The following is a 17728-nucleotide window of genomic DNA, read 5'->3' as shown; positions in this document are numbered from 1 at the left end:
ACTCACCGCAGGCGGGCCGTTCTCGTAGCCCCGCCTTCGCCGGTTAGCGTTGGCGCATGGCTGTTGTGAAGATCAACGCGATCGACGTCCCCGAGGGCGCGGGCCCCGGGCTCGAGGCCCGCTTCGCCGCCCGCAAGGGCGCCGTCGAGAACTCGCCCGGCTTCCTGGCGTTCGAGCTGCTGCGCCCCGTCGCCGGCGAGACCCGCTACTTCGTCTACACCCGCTGGGAGTCCGAGGAGGCGTTCCAGGCCTGGTCCAGCGGCAGCGGCCGAGCCGCCCACGCCGGCGAACGAGCCCGCCCCGCCGCCACCGGCGCCAGCCTGCTCGAGTTCGAGGTGATCCAGCACGTCGAAAAGCCCGCCACCGCCTGACCGTCCCCGGGCCGCCCGGCGATCAGGCGTTGCGGGCGGCTACGGCGATGAGGCGATCGGCCACGGCGTGCCGGTCCAGGCCCAGGCGCTGGGCGGTGTCGCGGAGGATGTCGTACGCCTCCTGCACACCGCAGCCGCGCTGGGCGATGATGACGCCGATGGCCCGGTCCACGGCGGCGCCGGCGTTCTGGGCCTCCCGGCGGCGCAGTTCGTCCAGCAGGATCTCGGACTGGTTGGCCACGGCCATCGCGGTCAGCAGGTGGTCGGCGCCGGGAGCCTCGGCCGTGTCGAAATAGAGGCTGAGCGCGCCCACCTCGGCCCGGGGCAGGTCGAGCGGGATGGCGGCCACGGCGTGGATGCCCTCGGTCCGCGCCGCCTCGGCCAGTTCGGGCCAGCGCGCGTCGGTGGCCAGGTCCGGGGCGGTCACCATCGCCCGCGTACGGGCCGACTCCAGGCCGGGGCCGGTGGTCCCTGCGGCGTACTGGATCGCGTCCACTGCCGCACCCGGCGCGCCGTGGCCGGAGTGGGTCAGCGGGCCGCCCTCCCCGATCAGCACGATCGAGGCGCGGACGGCACCGGGCACAGCGCCGGCCGCGAACGCGGCCAGACGCTCCAGCGCCTGGGTGAACGTGTCGGCGGAAAGCAGGCGGGCCGTGAGCTCGTGCAGCAGGCCGGCCAGCTCTACGGGGTGCGGTCCGACCGGCGCCGCCGGACGGGTCACAGACGTACGCCGGGGTCGGGTGACCAGGCGACCGGGGCCGCGATCCGGCGAGGAAACCCGGCGATATGGGACAGGCACGCCGCGCATCCTGTCATGGCCATCGACAATCACGTAAGTCGTGTGCCTCTACCGAGTGGTTTCGCCGGGGTCGACGGTCTGCTCAGAGTGGCGGCGCTCCAGGAAAGAGTCCGGCGCGGCGTTCGGGTCGTGCTCGCGCTCGTCCGACTCCTCGAGGATCGCCTCGGCCTGGGCCCGCGGATCGGCGCTGCCGGCCGCCTGCTCCTCGGGAAGCAGCTCGGCCGCGCGCTGCCCGATCCGGTCATCACTCATAAGAGATCAAATACCCCGGCCGCCACCCGGGAAACGCGGCGGAAATAAGGAGCGCCGCCCTCGGCTGAACCGGGGGCGGCGCGGGTGTCGGCGTGCAGGTCGCCTCGCGGCGAGTGGCTCAACACGGCTCCAGCCGAACGGTATTCCGTGAAGGCAATGGGTGAGGCCCGGGGACACTGGGCACGCTGACATCTGTTCTCAACGGTCGGGTGACACTCGGGATTCCGGCAGGTGATGTGATCGGCGCCACAAAGTTTGGCCGACATCGGGCCGGGTAGCCGGAACCCCGTGACCGATGAGATTCGCGAGCTGGACGCCTTCCTCGAGGACGCCTTCGACGGCCAGGAGCGCCTGAGCAGCGCCGACCTGCAACGCCGGGCCATCGCCTCGGACCTGACCGCAACGGCGCTCACCCGCATCGACGCGCTGCCCGAAGGCGAGTACGCCCAGGACGAGGCGGCCGAGGCCGTCCGAGCGCTCGAAGTCTGACGAAAGGACGCAGCCATGGAACCCATCGGCGACCCCGACGAGCAGGAAGACTTCGCCGGCGAACACGACGCCACCGCGGTGGACAAGGACGTCACCGCCGACAACGACGACGACACCGAGCCCGAATCCCCCGACGGCTGGTCCGGCTTGGACCGTGACGGCCCGCCCTGACCCACACACAAGAACGACGAGGCCCGCCCGGCGCACATCGCCGGGCGGGCCTTCAGTCATGATCGTCCGCCGAACCTAGCCCACCCTCCCAGGGGGAGCCCCCTCAGCCATTATCTCGGAAAGAGGGCGAGCAAGGCGGAAGGGCTGTGGACAAGTAGGGACTGTGGAAAACGGCTAGTCGCCCTCGGCGGCCTTCTTGGCTGCGTCGTAGGCGAGTTGCAGGAAGTCGGAGACGGCCGTGGCCGTCAGGGCGGTTGCCACCAGGCGGGTCAGGCGCGGGGCCAGCACGAGCCCGCCGGTCAGGCCGGCGGCCACCCACACGGCCAGGCAGAACGGGCAGCTGATCAGCTCGCCCACGCCGTGCTTGAGGGTGCTGTCGTGGTCGCGCACCTCTTCGTTGAGTTCGGCCGCGCCGGCCGGTTCGGTGTAACGCATGAACGGGGCCCGCAGGGGGCTGGTCACCGAGTCCTTGGCGATCAGGCGGCTCAGCTTGTGCGTGGCCAGCGACAACAGCACGACGTCGGCCGTGGCAGGGCGTTCAGGGGCCGGCTTACCGGTCACCTTGGCCGCGGTGGCCAGGGACGCGGCCAGAGCGGTGAAGCTGCCCATCGCGGCTACGTAGCCGCCGAGCGGGCGGTGATCGTGGGGGGCGTACGACTGACCGACGCGCGACAGGCGCGTACGGAGGGACTCGGTCAAAAATTCTCCCTAGAACGCCTGGGTGAGCCGGTCGGGGTCGACCTCGCGGCTGGGGTAGCGGGTGATGTATTCGGTCTCGAGCTCGGCGGTCCGCTTGAAGTGGTTCGACAGGGCGGCGTCGGGGCCGTGCCGGAGCGTCTCGAGCCGGGTGCGGTAGAGGCTGCTGAGTTCGCGGAACAGGTCCTCGTCGCTCAGTGAGGCCGGGTCGATCCCGGTTTCCATCAGCGGTGAGTCACCACGGGCGTCTGTCATCGTGCACCTCCGGTCGTTTCGGGCCAGGACAGCCGACGAGGGGTGGGTGGAACGTTTGACGGTTGCCCGTGCGGGCCGTCGCCAAACACACGCCGGTACGCTTGGTGGCCATGAAGGGCCTGTGGACGCCGGCGTGGATCGCCCGGCACGTCCTGGCGGTCGTGCTGACCGTGGGCTGCCTCGGGCTGGGCTGGTGGCAGTTCAGCCGCGCCCAGTCGGGCAACGCGATCAGTTGGGGCTACATGTTCGAGTGGCCGGTTTTCGCGGCCTTCGTCGTCTTCCTCTGGTATCGGGAGGTCCAGCTGGCCCGCAGGAAGGGGCAGTCGGCGCCGGCGGAGGAAGAAGCAAAAGAGGAAGAAGCAAAAAAAGAGCTCCCAGGTACGGCTGTTACCGTCGGCCGGCCGGTCCGTGTGGCCGTCCGTGCCGCTCCGGACGCCGACGACCCCGAACTGGTCGCTTACAACGACTACCTCGCCTGGCTCAACGCGCATCCCGGCGCCCGGCCCGGCGACTATCCCGGATAGGACAGAAGTGACGTGCAGGGTGCCCTGACCCGCTACCGGATCATCGCGTGGATCGTCGGCGTCTGCCTGCTCGCGCTGGTCGTGGTCGGCATGCCGCTGAAATACCTGGCCGACAACCCGGTCGTCGTGGCGGCGGTCGGCCCGGCCCACGGCTTCCTTTTCATGATCTATCTGGTCGCCACGTTCGACTTGTCGCGCCGGGCCCACTGGCCGTTCGGCCGCATGCTTCTGGTGATGCTCAGCGGCACGATCCCCTTCCTGTCGTTCTGGGCCGAGCGTAAGGTGAGCCGCGATTGGGTTCCGGCCGCCGAGTTGGCGAAAAGTCCCGTTTGACAGTCCGGCTGGACGCATTGCAGTCGCGGAATTACTTGCTGTTATCGGGATCATTAACGCGTATCGGGCCATTGTCTTAAATCACTCTTTGAGCCCTTGCTTTTCGTGATCTCATCGATAAGTTAATGCGGTTGGTTCGGTCCGCAGCCACTCCCCCTCCCGTGGCGCCGGCCAACGCCGCCGAATCTTCGTGACGCCACGAGTGCCACGCAAGAGCCGGGGAACCGCGTTACCGGGGCGAATCCGCGCGAGCGGAAGGGTGCTCTTCCCACCCGAGCCCGTCAGCTAACCCGGTAGGCGGCCGAGCGGAAGAAAGGCCACTGACCGGTGCCCCACCCCCGTACGAGGCTTCGGGTCCTCGTCGTCGCGGCGCTCGCCGTCGCGATCACCGGCTCGCTGGGGACAGCCGCCCACGCGGCGCCCTCCGCCAGCGAGCTGAAGAAGCAGATCGAGACGGCCTCGAACAAACTCGAGGACGTCACCGAGGCCTACAACGCGATGCGGATCAACCTGAAGAAGACCCAGGCTGATCAGGTCAAGCTCCAGGCGTCCCTCAAGCCCGCCCAGGCCAAGCTCAAGGCGGCCAGCGCGCAGGTCGGCAACCTGGCCACCACGTCCTACAAGCAGGGCCGGGTCGGGCCGATGACGGCGCTGCTGACCGGCGGCCAGGACAGCATGATGGACCGCATGGCGTACCTGGACATGATCACCAAGTCCAACCAGCGCGACATCGACACCTTCACCGAGGCCACCCAGGGCTTCGCCGACCGGCAGGCTGCCCTCAAGCAGACCCAGGCCAAGCAGACGGCTCAGGCGAACGCGCTGAACAAGCAGAAGACGTCGATCCAGAAGGACCTCAAGAAGCTGATCGCGATGCGTGAGGCGGCCTTCGGCCAGGGTCAGGAGACGGGCGGCAAGTACAACGGCCCGATCCCGAAGATTTCCGGCAGCGCCGGCGTGGCCGTCACGTTCGCGTACAACCAGCTCGGCAAGCCCTACCTGTTCGGCGCGGACGGTCCGGGCAGCTTCGACTGCTCGGGGCTGACCTCGGCGGCGTGGCGGGAGGCCGGCAAGTCGCTGTCGCACCAGACCAAGGCACAGTGGAACGAGGTCACCCACATCAGCCGGGGCGACCTGCAGCCGGGCGACCTGGTGTTCTACCGAAGTCTCGGGCACGTCGCCCTGTACGTGGGCGGTGGGCAGATCATCGACGCGCCGCACTCCGGCACGGTGGTCAAGAAACGGACGATGGACATCATGACGCCGTACGGCTACGGGCGGGTCTGACGCCCAGGCCCTGAACACGAAGAAGGCCGGTACCCCGATCGGGTACCGGCCTTTTTGTGGGTAACGGGGGGGAAGGAAGGTCAGGCGGCCTGCAGGCCCTCGGCCCGGGCCAGCTCGCGCAGCCGGCCGAGCGCCTGGATCTCGAGCTGACGGATGCGCTCACGGCTCAGCGAGAAGCGGGACGCCACCTCGGTGAGCGAGTGCTCGCGGCCGTCCTCGAGGCCGTAGCGGGCCCGCATGATGCCGGCCGACCGGTCGTCGAGGTGGTTGAGCAGACCCTCGATGCGCTGCCGCTCGAGGGCGGTCAGCACGATCTCTTCCGGCGAGGGGGCGTCGCTGTCGGCGACCAGGTCGCCGAGGTTGGTGTCGCCGTCGTCGCCGACCGGGGTGTCGAGGGAAACCGTGTCCTGCGCCCAGCGGGTGAGCTCGTTGACGCGCTCGACGGTCACGCCGAGGGCGGCCGCGATCTGCTCGGGCTCGGGGTCACTGCCGAGCTCACGGACGAGCTGGCGGGTGACGTTGCGCATGCGGTTGACGTCCTCGACCAGGTGCACCGGGAGACGAACCGTGCGCTCCTGCTGGGCGATGGCCCGGCTGATGGCCTGGCGCACCCACCACGTCGCGTAGGTCGAGAACTTGTAGCCGCGCTCGTAGTCGAACTTCTCGACCGCGCGGACCAGGCCGGTGTTGCCCTCCTGGATGAGGTCGAGCATCGGCATGCCGGAGCGCACGTAGCGCCGGGCGATCGACACGACCAGTCGCAGGTTGGCCCGGATGAACAGGTCCTTCGCCTTGCGCCCCTCGGTGACGAGGCGCTCCAGCTCTTCCCGGCTCACACCGCGCCGGATCTCGCCCGTCTCGAGCAGGTGCTCGGCATAGAGGCCCGCCTCGATTGCCTTGGAGAGCTCGACCTCCCTGGCGGCGTCCAGCAGCGGCGTCCGGGAGATCTCGTGCAGGTAAACGCCGACAAGGTCACGCTCTTCGGCGACCTGATCGGTACGCATCACGGTGTTCTTCTCCACGTTGCCCACGGTCCCCTCATTGCCTTCACTACTTACCCCGCTACGGGTGATACCTGTATCCATCAGTTCCTCCCCGTAACGTCCGCAGTTCGCACATTGCGGTTACTGGCATCTACACAACAAATGGCTGGCTGCACTGATTCCGGCTGGTGCGTCGAAAGTGTCACGAATGCCTGGGTGACAGCTGAGAGCCCAGTGCGTAGTTGCTGAACAGGGCCCCTGCGCGCCGGCATTCCCACCCGCGACCGCTGCGTCGCGCAGACAGACTCATACCCGTCGCTCGCTTCATGACACCATCGGCCCCTTGTCCCTCACAGCGACGCCCATCACCAATGACCTTGGGACGTCCGTCACCACCCAGTACGTTCCCGGGGCGCGCCAGGTTCACCGTGCTGGATCGGCAGCTGCCGGACGGTGTTGAAACAAAAGCACCATCAAAAAGATCCCGTGCTGTACCGAACGGGACCACCTGCCACAATGCGGCACTTGGCCGTGCAGTTCACTAGCCCGTCCGGGTGACATCCCAGCGGATGACGTCCCCTTCAACAACGGTTCGGAGCCGACCGGCCATCCGCTGGGCAGGGTGACGAATCACACAGTGGTTGCCGGGTGGTGCGAGGCACCATGAACGGCATGTCTGACGGTCGTACGGCTCTGATCACGGGTGGAACGGGCGGCCTGGGCGCCGCGACGGTGGCCGCCTTCGTCGCTGACGGGTGGCGCGTGGTCGCGCCGGTGCGGCCGGGGCGGGCTGACGGGCTGCCCAAGGGCGCGATTCCGGTCGAGGGTGACATGTCGAATGAGAGCGATGTCACCTTGGCGGTGGCGGCTGCCTCGGGCGATTCCGAGGCGCCGCTGCGGGCGGTGATCAACCTGATCGGCGGGTTCGCGAGCGGGCCGCTGGTGGGCGAGACGCCGTGGAGCGATTTCGAGGCGCAGCTGCTGACCAATCTGCGGCCGACGTATCTGGTCACGGCCGCTTCGCTGCCGCGCCTGGTCGAGTCGGGCGGCGGCAGTGTCGTGTGCGTTTCTTCCCGTACGGCGTTGGCCCCCTTCCCCGGGTCGGTCGGCTACTCAACCTCGAAGGCGGCAGTGATCGCCTTCGCCAACTCCGTGGCGGTGGATTACCGCAAGCAGAACGTGCGCTGCAACACCGTGCTGCCGAGCGTGATCGACACTCCCGCCAACCGGGCCGCCATGCCGGGGTCGGACTTCGGGCGCTGGGTGCGGCCCGAGCAGATCGCGCCGACCATCCTGTTCCTCGCCTCGGACGCCTCCGCCCCCACCAGCGGCGCTCAGATTCCCGTGTACGGGCAGGCTTAGAACCCCGGCGGCGCTTTTGGTGGGTGGGGGCGTCAGAGGGCCTCGGCGAGCTGGTAGCCGGCGGTGGCCAGGGCGGCCACGATCGGGGCGCCGGCCAGGATCGCGGTGCGGCCCAGCGCGCTGCGCACGGGTTCGGGCAGGTCGGCGCGGCGGCGCAGTTCGGCGTGCAGGGCGGCCGAGACCTCGTCGGGGGTGCCGTTGGCGTCGATCACCACGAAGTCGGCGAACTCGGGCAGTGACAGGTAGGCGGCCCGGGCCGATTCGAGGTAGTCCATCGACTCGCTGTCGTAGCCGCGCGCCTCGATCCGCTCGTGCGCCACCTTCGGGTCGACGTCGAGCAGGAACGTGAGGTCGGGCTTCGGGAAGAAGTGGTAGGCCAGGCGGGCGCGGCGCTCGGCGGCCGGGGCGGCGTGCCGGGCTCGCAGGCTCGCGTACTGGCAGACGGCGTAGCGGTCCATCACCACGGTGCCGCCGGTGAAGCGGCGGCGCAGCAGGGTGCGCAGGATCGCCAGCCAGCGCAGCACCGACTCGACGAACAGAGTGCCGCGGCGGCCCAGCAGGTCTTCCGCGTCGCGTTTGCCCAGGCGAACGGCCAGTTGGCCGAACCAGTGCCGGCCGCCGGCGTTGCGGCGGTAGGCGACGCGCAGACCCGAGGCGCTCAGCTCATCGGCCAGCCGGTGGGCCTGCGTGGTCTTGCCCGAGCCGTCCATGCCCACGAGCGCGATCGTGCGAAGGGTCATACCAACCAACGGTAACCGGCGAGCGCACGCCTGGTTTCCGGCGAATGTCGCGCCCGCGCGGGTGGGCGGCGTTCGAGTGGTGGGTGGGTGGCTGAGCCCCGGCCTTTGGTAAGGCGTGTGGTTGTCGGGTGGGGGCACCGGATTCTCCGGCGTAGGGGCTCGCCACGTACCAAAATGGCGTTTGAAAGGGGTTTTGCCCGGAGGCTCGTGCGGCGGCGATTCAATGACAGGCGTCACGGGTAGTCGTATCCGACACATATAACCGTCGACAGGGGGATCGTCATGCCGCATCGCGTGGACGAGGGCCTGGCAACCACGCTCAAGAAGGTCGCCTCGACTCTGAAGTCCGCGGGCATACCGTTCGCGCTCGGCGGGAGCTTCGCGGTCTACGCGCACGGCGGGCATTCCAGCGACCACGACGTGGATTTCCTGCTGCGCGAGCAGGACCGCGACCAGGCGCTGGCCGAGCTGGCCAAGGTGGGCTTCCGCACCGAGACGCCGCCCGAGGACTGGCTGGTCAAGGTGTACGACGAGGACCGCATGGTCGACCTGATCTATCGGCCGGTGGAGACGCCGGTGACGATGGAGACGCTGGCCGACACCGAGCAGATCTCGGTCGAGGCGATCTACATGCCGGTGCTCTCGGCGACCCAGCTGATGGTGCACAAGCTGCTCAGCTACAGCCAGCACTACTGCGACTTCGCGACCGGCCTGCCCGTGGCGCGTTCGCTGCGCGAGCAGATCGACTGGGCCCGGGTGCGCCGCGAGACCAGCAAGTCACCGTACGCGGAAGCCTTCCTCATCCTTCTGGACCGGCTGGACGTCGTGCCGGCCGAGCCGGAGCTGGCCAAGAACTAGAAGGGGGTTGGGATGACGAACGACACCGATCTCGAGGCCGAGATCCAGCGGCTGCTCACCGAGCACGACCGGATAGCCGAGCAGGGCATCACCGTGCAGCGCCGCGATCATCTGATCGTGCTGGGCGGCGAGGTGGAGAGCGCGCAGCGCCGCGACGAGATCTGCCGGCAGATCTCGTCGCACTTCCCGGAGCTCGAGATCACTTGTGACATCGGGATCACCCGGGCCCAGGCGCCCAGCGAGGTGGAGGAGATTTCATGATCCGGATCGCCGCCGTGGGCGACGTCCACGTGGACAAGGACGTGGTGGGCCGCTACCGGCCCGCCCTGGAGGAGCTGCCCGACCGGGCCGACACCCTGCTGATCGCGGGCGACCTGACCCGGCACGGCACCGTCGACGAGGCCAAGTGCTTCGCGACCGAGTTCGGCGGGCTGGGCGTGCCGGTCGTGGTGGTGCTGGGCAACCACGACCACCAGAGCGATCAGCAGGACGACGTCACCAAGGTGATCGAGGACGCCGGGATCACCGTGCTGGAGGGTTCGGCCACCGTGCTTGAGCTCAACGGGCACCGGCTGGGCGTGGCCGGCACCAAGGGGTTCGGCGGCGGGTTCGCCGGGGCCTGCGCCAGCAACTTCGGCGAGCGCGAGATGAAGGACTTCGTGGGCACCGCCGAGCGGTACGCCGAGGACCTGGAACGGGCGCTCAAGTCGGTGGAGTGCGACGCCCTGGTGGCGCTCACGCACTACGCCCCGGTGCCCGAGACGCTGGTCGGCGAGCCGCTCGAGATCTACGCCTTCCTGGGCTGTTACCAGCTGGGCCGCTCGATCGACGCGGCCGGGGCGGCGCTGGCCCTGCACGGCCACGCGCACGCCGGTTCGGAGCGCGGGCGGACGCCGGGCGGGGTGCCCGTGCGCAACGTCGCGCACCCGGTGATCAAGCAGGCGTACAACGTCTACCAGCTGTTGTCCGAAGAGGTGGATACCACACTCGTCGGCGCCCGGTAGGCAGGTTTCCGATTTTGCGGGTCCGGGTATCCGATCTGCATGGACCTACTTCTTTGGATCATCGCCGTCATCCTGGTGGTCGCCGGTATTCTCGCGCTCTTCCGGCGGCAGCTGCTCTGGGGCATCGTGCTGATCGTCGTCGGCCTGCTGGTCGGCCCCGGCGGCGTCAGCATCTTCACCTGATCGGTTACGAGGCTCTCCACAACTCCATCCCCCACGTCCGATTACCGGGTCACCCCTAACGGGTGGCCCGGTACTTTTTGTCCGCGTTGCCGCACCCGCGGTGCGACGAACAGGTGACGTGAAGTGACTGAATCACTCGCGGAAATTCTTCGATACTCCGCGAGGTGTGCCGGTGGCCGAGGTCCATCACTTCACGTACGGCGCGTTCAATCCGATCGCCGCCTTCCTGCTCGCCTTTCTGGGCTCGTTCTTCGGGTTGCTCAGCACGGCCCGGGCCCGCGACGCCCGCACCAAGGGGCGGCGCAACCGGTGGCTGCTGATCGCCGCGTTCGCCATCGGCGGCGGCGCCATCTGGCTCATGCATTTCGCCGCGATGCTCGGCTTCGAGGTGCCGGCCAGCCCGGTCCGCTTCGACGTCCCGATGACGCTGGCCAGCCTGGCCTTCGCGGTCATCGCGGTCGGCTTCGGGCTGCTCATGGTCGGGCACGGCCGGCGCAGCGTTCCCAAGACACTCGTCGCGGGCGGGCTCACCGGCGGCGGCGTGCTCGCCATGCACTACACCGGCATGCTCGGCATGCACGTGTCGGGCGATATCCGGTACGACATGGCGCTCGTGGCGGCTTCGGTCATCATCGCGGTGGTGGCGTCGACCGTCGCGCTGTGGTTCACCGTCTCGGTGCGCGGCTGGGCGCCGATCAGCGGGGCCGCCGTCATCATGGCGATCGCGGTGTGCGGCATGCACTACACCGGCATGGCCGCCCTGTCGGTGCGCCTCGACCAGAACACGACGCACCACGTGGCCGGCTTCCGGCCGCTCACCCTGATCCTGCCGATCACCCTGATCACGGCGGCGACGATCATCGGTGTGGCCCTGAGCGCGCTGCAGGCCATGACCGAGGAGGAGTTCACCGACGGCGCCGGCACCCCCAAGCGGGGCGTGCACGCCGAGGCCGGGAACCCGTGGTCGCTCAAGCAGGCGACGATGGCCACGGCCGCCCGGCGACCCTCGCCCCGCCCGGTTCCCGTGCGCTCACCCACCAACGGCTGACGCTCCGGTACGTTCTCGGCATGGCGCCCCGCATGCTTCTGTCGATGCCGTTGCACGCGATCACCGAGGTGTACGGCGAGGCGGGTCTGCGCGAGCGGCTGCTGCTCGAGCTCGAGACGTTCCCCGAGGCCGAGCGCAAGCAGTTGATCGAGGCGCTCGACCTGGCGGCCCGGCTGCACGCGGGCGACCGCCGGGTGCGCGAGCCGTACCTGAACCACCTGCTGCGGGTGGCCATCCGGATCATCAAGTACTACGGCGTACGGGATGTCGACGTGCTCACCGCGGCCCTGCTGCACGACGCGGTCGAGGACCATCCGGACGAGCTGGCCGGCACCACACAGGGCACCTACACCGAGCTGACCGAGGCGGCGATCGCCGAACTGGCGTCCCGCTTCGGTCCGCGGGTGGCCGAGCTGGTCCGCTCGGTCACCAATCCCGAGTACGACCCCGAGCGCGACCGCCACGAGCAGTACCGCGCGCATGTGGCGGCCAGCCTCGAGCGCGACCCGTGGGCCCGGGTGATCAAGGTCTCGGACTTCACCGACAACGGCGTGGGCGTCGTCCACACCACCCCGGAGAAGGCGGTCTCGGCCGCCCGCAAGTACCGCCCGCTCGTGCCGAAGCTGCGCGAGCTCGTCGGCCGCCCGGACACGCCGCTGTCGATCGCCGCCAAGGACCACATCCTCGACCAGCTCGACCTGGCCGAGGAGCGTTTCGCCTGCATCCTCGACGGATAGCGTAGGGGCCATGCTCCACACCGACGCTTGGTGGCGCGACGCCGTCATCTACCAGGTCTATCCCCGCTCGTTCGCCGACAGCGACGGCGACGGGATGGGCGACCTGCCCGGCATCACCGGGCGCCTGCACCACCTCAAGGAGCTCGGCATCGACGCCGTGTGGCTCTCCCCGTTCTATCCCTCGCCGCAGCACGACGCCGGGTACGACGTGGCCGACTACCGCGGGGTCGACCCGCGCTTCGGCGAGCTCGGCGACGCCGACAAGCTGATCGCCGAGGCGCACGGCCTGGGCCTCAAGGTCATCGTCGACCTGGTGCCCAACCACACCTCGAACGAGCACGAGTGGTTCCGGGCGGCGCTGGCCGCCGGGCCGGGCAGCCCCGAGCGGGAGCGCTACATCTTCCGCGATGCTCCGGCGAATTCGTGGACCAGCGTCTTCGGCGGCAGCGCGTGGGAGCAGACGCCCGACGGGCAGTGGTACCTGCACCTGTTCGACGTGAGCCAGCCCGACCTCAACTGGGACAACCCCGAGGTGCGGGCCGAGTTCCTCGACATCCTGCGCTTCTGGCTCGACCGCGGGGTCGACGGCTTCCGCGTCGACGTGGCGCACGGCATGGTCAAAGAGGCGGGTCTGAAGGACTGGACGACCACCAGCACGATCCTGGGCGGTCTCGACCCGGCCGGCCCGCCGCCACCCATGTGGGACCAGGAGGGCGTGCACGAGATCTACCAGTCGTGGCGGCGGGTGCTCGACGAGTACGAGGGCGGCCGGATCCTGGTCGCCGAGGCGTGGGTGGCCCCGGCCGACCGGCTGGCCCGCTACGTGCGCCCCGACGAGATGCACCAGGCGTTCAACTTCCCGTACCTCGACGCGCCATGGAAGCCGGCCGAGCTGCGGGCCGTCATCGACGAGTCGCTGCGGGCCAACGACGCGGTGGGCGCGACCACCACCTGGGTGCTGTCGAACCACGACGTGGTCCGGCACGCGTCGCGGCTCGGCTTCCCGGCCGGTACGCCTCGCATGCCCGGGATCGGGGCCGGTGATCCGCAACCCGACGCCGCGCTGGGCCTGCGCCGGGCCCGGGCGGCCACGCTGCTGATGCTCGGGCTGCCCGGCTCGGCCTATCTGTACCAGGGCGAGGAACTGGGGCTGCCCGAGCACACGACGATGCCGGACGAGTTCCGCGAGGACCCGGCCTGGGAGCGCTCGGGGCACGCGGAGCGCGGGCGGGACGGCTGCCGGGTGCCCCTGCCGTGGGAGGCCGACGCGCCCTCGTACGGCTTCGGCCCGGCCGACGCGTCCTGGCTGCCGCAGCCGGCCACCTGGGCCGAGTACGCGCTCGACCGGCAGCAGGGCATCCCGGGCTCGACCTGGGAGCTCTACCACTCCGCCCTGGGCCTGCGGCGCGAGCACCACCTGGGCAGCGGCTCGGTGACGTGGCAGGACGGCGAGTTCGCCTTCCGCAACGGCGACGTGCTGGTGCTGACGAACTTCGGCGCCGAACCGGTCGAGCTACCGGCCGGCGCCCGGCTCCTGCTGAGCAGCGAGCCCCTCGACGACGACGGGCGGGTTCCCACCGACGTCACCGTGTGGGCTCTGGTCTAGTTCGGCCGCGCGGGCCAGCAGGGCGGCGTGCGTGTCTTCCATGTCGCGCGCGACCGTCTTGCTGGCCAGCCAGAACATGACCCCGGTGGGCACCCAGAAGAGCTGGAAGGCGGCCAGGCCGACCGCGTAGTTGAGCGGCGGCGGGAAGGCCCCGGCCAGCCCGCGGAAGGCCGCCGCGACCATGATGTTGCCGCCGGCCCGGCCGAAGCCGTTGACCAGGTTGCCCAGGCTGTAGACGGTGCCGCGGTGCTCGGGCGGGTTGACGTCGGCGATCAGGGCGAACCAGTTGGGCGAGTTGGCCGACGTGAGCATCAGCGCGAACACCGCGAAGAGCAGGCAGATGCCGACCGTGGGCTCGGTGAAGACGTCGGTCAGGACGGCGCCGATGATCGTGCCGGTGCCGGCCCCGTCGGGCACGTCGATGCGCATGGGCACGAAGAACAGCACGATGTAGAACGGCACGGCCGCCAGCACACCGACGGAGGCGACCAGGGCGCGGCCGCGCGGAGTGCGGCGCTGCAGCCGGTCACCGATCAGGCCGCCGAGGATGGAGAGGGCGCCGCCCAGCTGGAACAGGGTGGCGAAGACGCTGCCGACCAGCACTGCCGTGCCCGCGGTGTAGCCCTGATCCTCGGCTCGGGCGCGGAACAGCACCGGCAGCCACACCAGCGAGCCCAGCGCGATCTGGGCCGTGCCGCCCTGCAGGATGAGCCAGACGTTGGTGCGCCGGCGCAGGATGCGGGGCAGGTGGTCGTGGTGGATGCGCTCGTCGTACTCGACCCCGGCCAGTTCGGGCTGGCTGTCGCCGCGGGGCACGTTGTAGGTGAACAGGTAGGCCACCGTGGCCACGCCGCCGGCCACCGCGGTCACCAGGAACGGCTCGCGCCAGTTGGCGTGCCCGAGCAGACCGCCGGCCAGGGTGCCGGCCAGCGTGCCGACGCCCTGCGAAAGGCCCCAGAAGCTCATCACCAGGCCGCGGCGCTTGGGTGAGATCAGGTCGCTGACCACGGCGAAGCTCACCGACGCGACGGCGCCGAGGCCGAACGCGGCGACGACCTGGCTGATCAGGAAGCTGGGATAGCTGCCGGAGAGGCCGGACCAGGCGGTGCCGGCGATCCAGATGAGCGTGCCGGCGATGAGCACCGGCTTGCGGTCGGTGCGGTCGCCGGCGTACGCGAAACCGATCGCCGCCACCGCGCTGATCAGGAACATGATCGTGGTGGCGAGCGCGATGTGGCCCTCGCCGACCCCGAACGCGTCGCCGATGCTGCCGTAGAGCGGCGGCACCAGCCCGATCGCCACGTTGTCGAGCGAGGCGAGGACCACGAACACCACGACGCTGTACGCGCGGTGGGCCGAGCCTCCCCTTCTCACCCCGAAAGGTTAGCGGGGGCGGTCGATGACCGCGTTCTGAGCTGCCGCGTACTGCTCCCTGATGATGGGTGCGCTCTTGGCCTCGTACGTCTCGGGGGCCGCGGCCGACCAGACCGGGGGCTCAGCGCTGCCGGTGGCCACCCAGGCGGCCTGGCGGGCGGCGCCGTCGGCCACGTACTCGCCGGGCGGGGGCACCAGCACGGGCAGGCCGAACAGCTCGGGGGCGATGCGGCGGACCGCCTCGCTGCGGGCGCCGCCGCCGACCAGCACGATGCGGTTGGCTGTGGCGCCGTTGGCGACCAGCGCGTCCAGCCCGTCGGCCAGCGCGCACAGCATGCCCTCGACGGCGGCCCGGGCCAGGTGGGCCGGGTCGGACGTCTTGAGCGTCAGGCCGTGGATGGCGCCGGTGGCGTCGGGGCGGTTCGGCGTGCGCTCGCCTTCGAGGTACGGGATGAGGACGAGCCCGTCGGCGCCGGCCGGCGCACTGAGGGCGAGCCGGGACAGCTCCTCGTGACCCACGCCGAGCAGCTTGCCCGCCGCGTCGAGGACCCGGGCCGCGTTGAGCGTCACCACGATCGGCAGGAACCGGCCGGTGGTGTCGGCGAACCCGGCCACCGTGCCGGTCGGGTCGTTGGGCGAGACGTCGGACGAGACGAAGACGGTGCCGGACGTGCCGATCGAGACGATCACGTCGCCCGTGCCGGCGCCGGTGCCGAACGCGGCGGAGGCGTTGTCGCCCGCGCCGGGCCCGAGCGGGGCGCCGTTGCGCAGCTGACCCGCCACGCCGGTGGGGCCGAGGACCTCGGGGACTCCGATGACCCGGCCGAAGCCCAGCTCGAGCAGGTCGGGGCGGTACTCGTTGGTCTTGGCCGACCAGTAGAGCGTGCCGCTGGCGTCGCTGCGGTCGGTCTTGATCGTGCTGATGTCGGTCGACCCGGACAGCTTCCAGGTCAGCCAGTCGTGCGGGAGGCAGACCGCCGCTACTCGAGCCGCGTTCTGCGGCTCGTTGCGGGCGAGCCAGCGCAGCTTCGTCAGCGTGAAGCTGGCGACCGGCACGATGCCGACCGCGTCGGCCCACTTGTCGCCGCCGCCGAGCTCCTGAATGAGGTCGGCGGCCGCGCCGGCGCTGCGGGTGTCGTTCCACAGCAGCGCCGGGCGGACCACTTCGCCGTTCTCGTCGAGCACCACCATGCCGTGCTGCTGGCCGGCCACCGAGGCGGCGGCCACGTCGTCGAGGCCACCGGCCTCGTCGATCGCCTGTTGCAGCGCGGCCCACCAGGCGTCCGGGTGCACCTCGGTGCCGTCCGGATGCGCGGCGCGGCCCTGCCGGACCAGTTCACCGGTCTCCGCGTCGCGGATGACCACCTTGCAGGACTGGGTGGAGCTGTCGATCCCGGCTACTAGCGTCATGTCGTTCCTTATACGGAGGTCAGTTGGCGCGCAGAACGTGGTCGATCATCAGCTGGTGGAGCTTCACGAAACCGTAGCCCTGGGCACCGGCCGCGTCGACATCGAAGTCCTCCCACGCGCTCTTGTCGTTGAGCAGGTCCTGGTAGGTCTCGCCCGGGTTGAGGGTCGGGGTCTCCAGGTCGAGCACCTTGCTGGCGCGCAGCGCCTCCTGCACGGCGGGGTCGGCCCGGAACTCCTGGGCGCGCTCCTTGAGCAGCAGGTACATGCGCATGTTGGCCTTGGCCGACTCCCACACGCCGTCGATGTTCTCGGTGCGGGAGGGCTTGTAGTCGAAGTGACGCGGGCCGTCGTACTTGGGGCCGCCGCCGATCGGGCCGTTCTCGAGCAGGTCGACCAGCGAGAACGCGTTGAGCAGGTCGCCGTGGCCGAACACCAGGTCCTGGTCGAACTTCACGCTGTGCTGACCGTTGAGGTCGATGTGGAACAGCTTCTTCTGCCACAGGGCCTGAGCGATGCCCTGGGTGAAGTTGAGGTTGGACATCTGCTCGTGCCCGACCTCGGGGTTGATGCCGAACAGCTCGGGGCGCTCGAGCTCGTACGTGAAGGCGATGGCGTGGCCGAGGGTCGGCAGCAGGATGTCGCCGCGGGGCTCGTTCGGCTTGGGCTCGATGGCGAAGCGCAGGCCGTAGCCCTTGTCCTCGGAGTACTGCGCGACCAGGTTCAGGCCCTCGCGGTAGCGGTCGAGCGCGGCGTTGATGTCCTTGGCCGCGTCGTACTCGGCGCCCTCGCGGCCGCCCCAGAGCACGAACGTCTCGGCGCCCAGCTCGGCGGCCAGGTCGACCTGACGCAGCACCTTGCGCAGCGCGTACCGGCGTACCGAGCGGTCGTTGCTGGTGAACGCGCCGTCCTTGAACACCGGGTGGCTGAACGTGTTGGTGGTGACCATGGGGACGACGATGCCGGTCTCTTCCAGCGCCTTCTTGAAGCCGGCGAGGATGCCGTCGCGGGTCTGCGCGTCGGAGCCGAAGGGCACCAGGTCGTCGTCGTGGAAGGTCAGGCCGTAGGCGCCGAGCTCGGCCAGCTTGTGCACGGCCTCGATCGGGTCGAGCGGCGGACGCGTGGCGGAGCCGAACGCGTCGACGGCCTGCCACCCGATGGTCCACAGGCCGAAGGAGAACTTGTCTTCACGAGTGGGTTGGACCGGCACGGTTACCTCCACGTAACAGCTCGGATTTGTTTATTGGTT

Annotated in this window: 23 protein-coding genes and 1 riboswitch; of the genes, 14 read left to right on the top strand and 9 right to left on the bottom strand. The window is 69.8% G+C overall.

What is annotated here, in order from left to right; genetic code table 11:
• Positions 1-56: 56 nt before the first annotated feature.
• The gene (locus OWR29_RS42195; RefSeq protein WP_267569231.1) at positions 57-371 is read left to right on the top strand and encodes an antibiotic biosynthesis monooxygenase family protein; all 315 of its coding nucleotides are present in this window, start codon (positions 57-59) and stop codon (positions 369-371) included.
• A gap of 22 nt (positions 372-393) precedes the next feature.
• Here OWR29_RS42195 and OWR29_RS42190 read toward each other — a convergent pair whose 3' ends face one another.
• Together OWR29_RS42190 and OWR29_RS42185 are read right to left on the bottom strand one after the other, a co-directional pair.
• The gene (locus tag OWR29_RS42190) at positions 394-1092 is read right to left on the bottom strand and encodes a GAF and ANTAR domain-containing protein (RefSeq protein WP_267569230.1); all 699 of its coding nucleotides are present in this window, start codon (positions 1090-1092) and stop codon (positions 394-396) included.
• 126 nt (positions 1093-1218) lie between these two features.
• Complete coding sequence (locus OWR29_RS42185) at positions 1219-1422, bottom strand: hypothetical protein (protein ID WP_267569229.1); 204 nt, start codon at positions 1420-1422, stop codon at positions 1219-1221.
• A 288-nt stretch (positions 1423-1710) separates the two neighbouring features.
• On the opposite strand from OWR29_RS42185, the gene OWR29_RS42180 reads away from it, so the two are divergent.
• Together OWR29_RS42180 and OWR29_RS42175 are read left to right on the top strand one after the other, a co-directional pair.
• Entirely contained in the window at positions 1711-1911 is a 201-nt protein-coding gene (locus OWR29_RS42180; protein WP_267569228.1) for a hypothetical protein, read from the top strand.
• 15 nt (positions 1912-1926) lie between these two features.
• Positions 1927-2082, top strand: a complete 156-nt coding sequence (locus OWR29_RS42175; protein ID WP_267569227.1) for a hypothetical protein — start codon at positions 1927-1929, stop codon at positions 2080-2082.
• 174 nt (positions 2083-2256) lie between these two features.
• Here the strand turns inward: OWR29_RS42175 and OWR29_RS42170 are convergent, their stop codons facing one another.
• On the bottom strand, positions 2257-2781 hold the full coding sequence (locus OWR29_RS42170; RefSeq protein ID WP_267569226.1) for a DUF1360 domain-containing protein: 525 nt from the start codon (positions 2779-2781) through the stop codon (positions 2257-2259).
• Between the two features lie 9 nt (positions 2782-2790).
• A complete protein-coding gene (locus OWR29_RS42165) occupies positions 2791-3033 on the bottom strand; it encodes a DUF6158 family protein (RefSeq protein WP_267569225.1) in 243 nt (80 codons plus the stop codon).
• A 110-nt stretch (positions 3034-3143) separates the two neighbouring features.
• Here OWR29_RS42165 and OWR29_RS42160 point away from each other — a divergent pair, with 110 nt between their 5' ends.
• From OWR29_RS42160 to OWR29_RS42150, 3 genes are all read left to right on the top strand, one after another.
• Complete coding sequence (locus tag OWR29_RS42160; RefSeq protein ID WP_267569224.1) at positions 3144-3557, top strand: hypothetical protein; 414 nt, start codon at positions 3144-3146, stop codon at positions 3555-3557.
• 12 nt (positions 3558-3569) lie between these two features.
• On the top strand, positions 3570-3890 hold the full coding sequence (locus tag OWR29_RS42155) for a DUF3817 domain-containing protein (RefSeq protein ID WP_267569223.1): 321 nt from the start codon (positions 3570-3572) through the stop codon (positions 3888-3890).
• A 168-nt stretch (positions 3891-4058) separates the two neighbouring features.
• Positions 4059-4205, top strand: a riboswitch (cyclic di-AMP (ydaO/yuaA leader).
• Positions 4206-4217: 12 nt separating this feature from the next.
• Positions 4218-5177 (top strand): C40 family peptidase, encoded by a 960-nt coding sequence (locus OWR29_RS42150; protein WP_267569222.1) that lies wholly within the window; start codon positions 4218-4220, stop codon positions 5175-5177.
• Between the two features lie 80 nt (positions 5178-5257).
• Here OWR29_RS42150 and OWR29_RS42145 read toward each other — a convergent pair whose 3' ends face one another.
• Positions 5258-6262, bottom strand: coding sequence for a sigma-70 family RNA polymerase sigma factor (locus OWR29_RS42145; RefSeq protein WP_267569221.1), 1005 nt, complete (start codon positions 6260-6262; stop codon positions 5258-5260).
• Between the two features lie 570 nt (positions 6263-6832).
• Here OWR29_RS42145 and OWR29_RS42140 point away from each other — a divergent pair.
• Complete coding sequence (locus OWR29_RS42140; RefSeq protein WP_267569220.1) at positions 6833-7522, top strand: SDR family NAD(P)-dependent oxidoreductase; 690 nt, start codon at positions 6833-6835, stop codon at positions 7520-7522.
• Positions 7523-7554: 32 nt separating this feature from the next.
• Here the strand turns inward: OWR29_RS42140 and OWR29_RS42135 are convergent, their stop codons facing one another.
• A complete protein-coding gene (locus tag OWR29_RS42135; RefSeq protein WP_267569219.1) occupies positions 7555-8262 on the bottom strand; it encodes a dTMP kinase in 708 nt (235 codons plus the stop codon).
• Between the two features lie 282 nt (positions 8263-8544).
• Here OWR29_RS42135 and OWR29_RS42130 point away from each other — a divergent pair, with 282 nt between their 5' ends.
• From OWR29_RS42130 to OWR29_RS42100, 7 genes are all read left to right on the top strand, one after another.
• Positions 8545-9120: a nucleotidyltransferase gene (locus tag OWR29_RS42130; RefSeq protein WP_267569218.1), complete on the top strand. Its 576-nt coding sequence runs from the start codon at positions 8545-8547 to the stop codon at positions 9118-9120.
• A gap of 12 nt (positions 9121-9132) precedes the next feature.
• On the top strand, positions 9133-9381 hold the full coding sequence (locus OWR29_RS42125; protein ID WP_267569217.1) for a BON domain-containing protein: 249 nt from the start codon (positions 9133-9135) through the stop codon (positions 9379-9381).
• The gene (locus OWR29_RS42120) at positions 9378-10124 is read left to right on the top strand and encodes a metallophosphoesterase family protein (protein WP_267569216.1); all 747 of its coding nucleotides are present in this window, start codon (positions 9378-9380) and stop codon (positions 10122-10124) included. Before OWR29_RS42125 ends, OWR29_RS42120 begins: the two co-directional genes overlap by 4 nt.
• Before the next feature lie 39 nt (positions 10125-10163).
• Positions 10164-10307: a GPGG-motif small membrane protein gene (locus OWR29_RS42115; RefSeq protein ID WP_267569215.1), complete on the top strand. Its 144-nt coding sequence runs from the start codon at positions 10164-10166 to the stop codon at positions 10305-10307.
• Between the two features lie 172 nt (positions 10308-10479).
• On the top strand, positions 10480-11355 hold the full coding sequence (locus OWR29_RS42110) for an MHYT domain-containing protein (RefSeq protein WP_267569214.1): 876 nt from the start codon (positions 10480-10482) through the stop codon (positions 11353-11355).
• Between the two features lie 20 nt (positions 11356-11375).
• A complete protein-coding gene (locus OWR29_RS42105; RefSeq protein ID WP_267569213.1) occupies positions 11376-12092 on the top strand; it encodes an HD domain-containing protein in 717 nt (238 codons plus the stop codon).
• A gap of 10 nt (positions 12093-12102) precedes the next feature.
• The gene (locus OWR29_RS42100) at positions 12103-13698 is read left to right on the top strand and encodes a glycoside hydrolase family 13 protein (RefSeq protein ID WP_267569212.1); all 1596 of its coding nucleotides are present in this window, start codon (positions 12103-12105) and stop codon (positions 13696-13698) included.
• Here OWR29_RS42100 and OWR29_RS42095 read toward each other — a convergent pair.
• The 3 genes from OWR29_RS42095 to xylA are packed head-to-tail and all read right to left on the bottom strand — an operon-like array spanning position 13606 to position 17689.
• Positions 13606-15072, bottom strand: coding sequence for an MFS transporter (locus tag OWR29_RS42095; RefSeq protein WP_267569211.1), 1467 nt, complete (start codon positions 15070-15072; stop codon positions 13606-13608). The two genes, OWR29_RS42100 and OWR29_RS42095, sit on opposite strands and share 93 nt — an antisense overlap.
• A gap of 9 nt (positions 15073-15081) precedes the next feature.
• Positions 15082-16482: a xylulokinase gene (xylB, locus tag OWR29_RS42090; RefSeq protein ID WP_267569210.1), complete on the bottom strand. Its 1401-nt coding sequence runs from the start codon at positions 16480-16482 to the stop codon at positions 15082-15084.
• A gap of 19 nt (positions 16483-16501) precedes the next feature.
• Entirely contained in the window at positions 16502-17689 is a 1188-nt protein-coding gene (gene xylA, locus OWR29_RS42085; protein WP_267569209.1) for a xylose isomerase, read from the bottom strand.
• Positions 17690-17728 lie beyond the last annotated feature (39 nt).

This window comes from Paractinoplanes pyxinae, assembly GCF_026626335.1.
Lineage (GTDB): Bacteria > Actinomycetota > Actinomycetes > Mycobacteriales > Micromonosporaceae > Actinoplanes > Actinoplanes pyxinae.
This window is presented reverse-complemented; position numbering and strand designations above follow the sequence as displayed.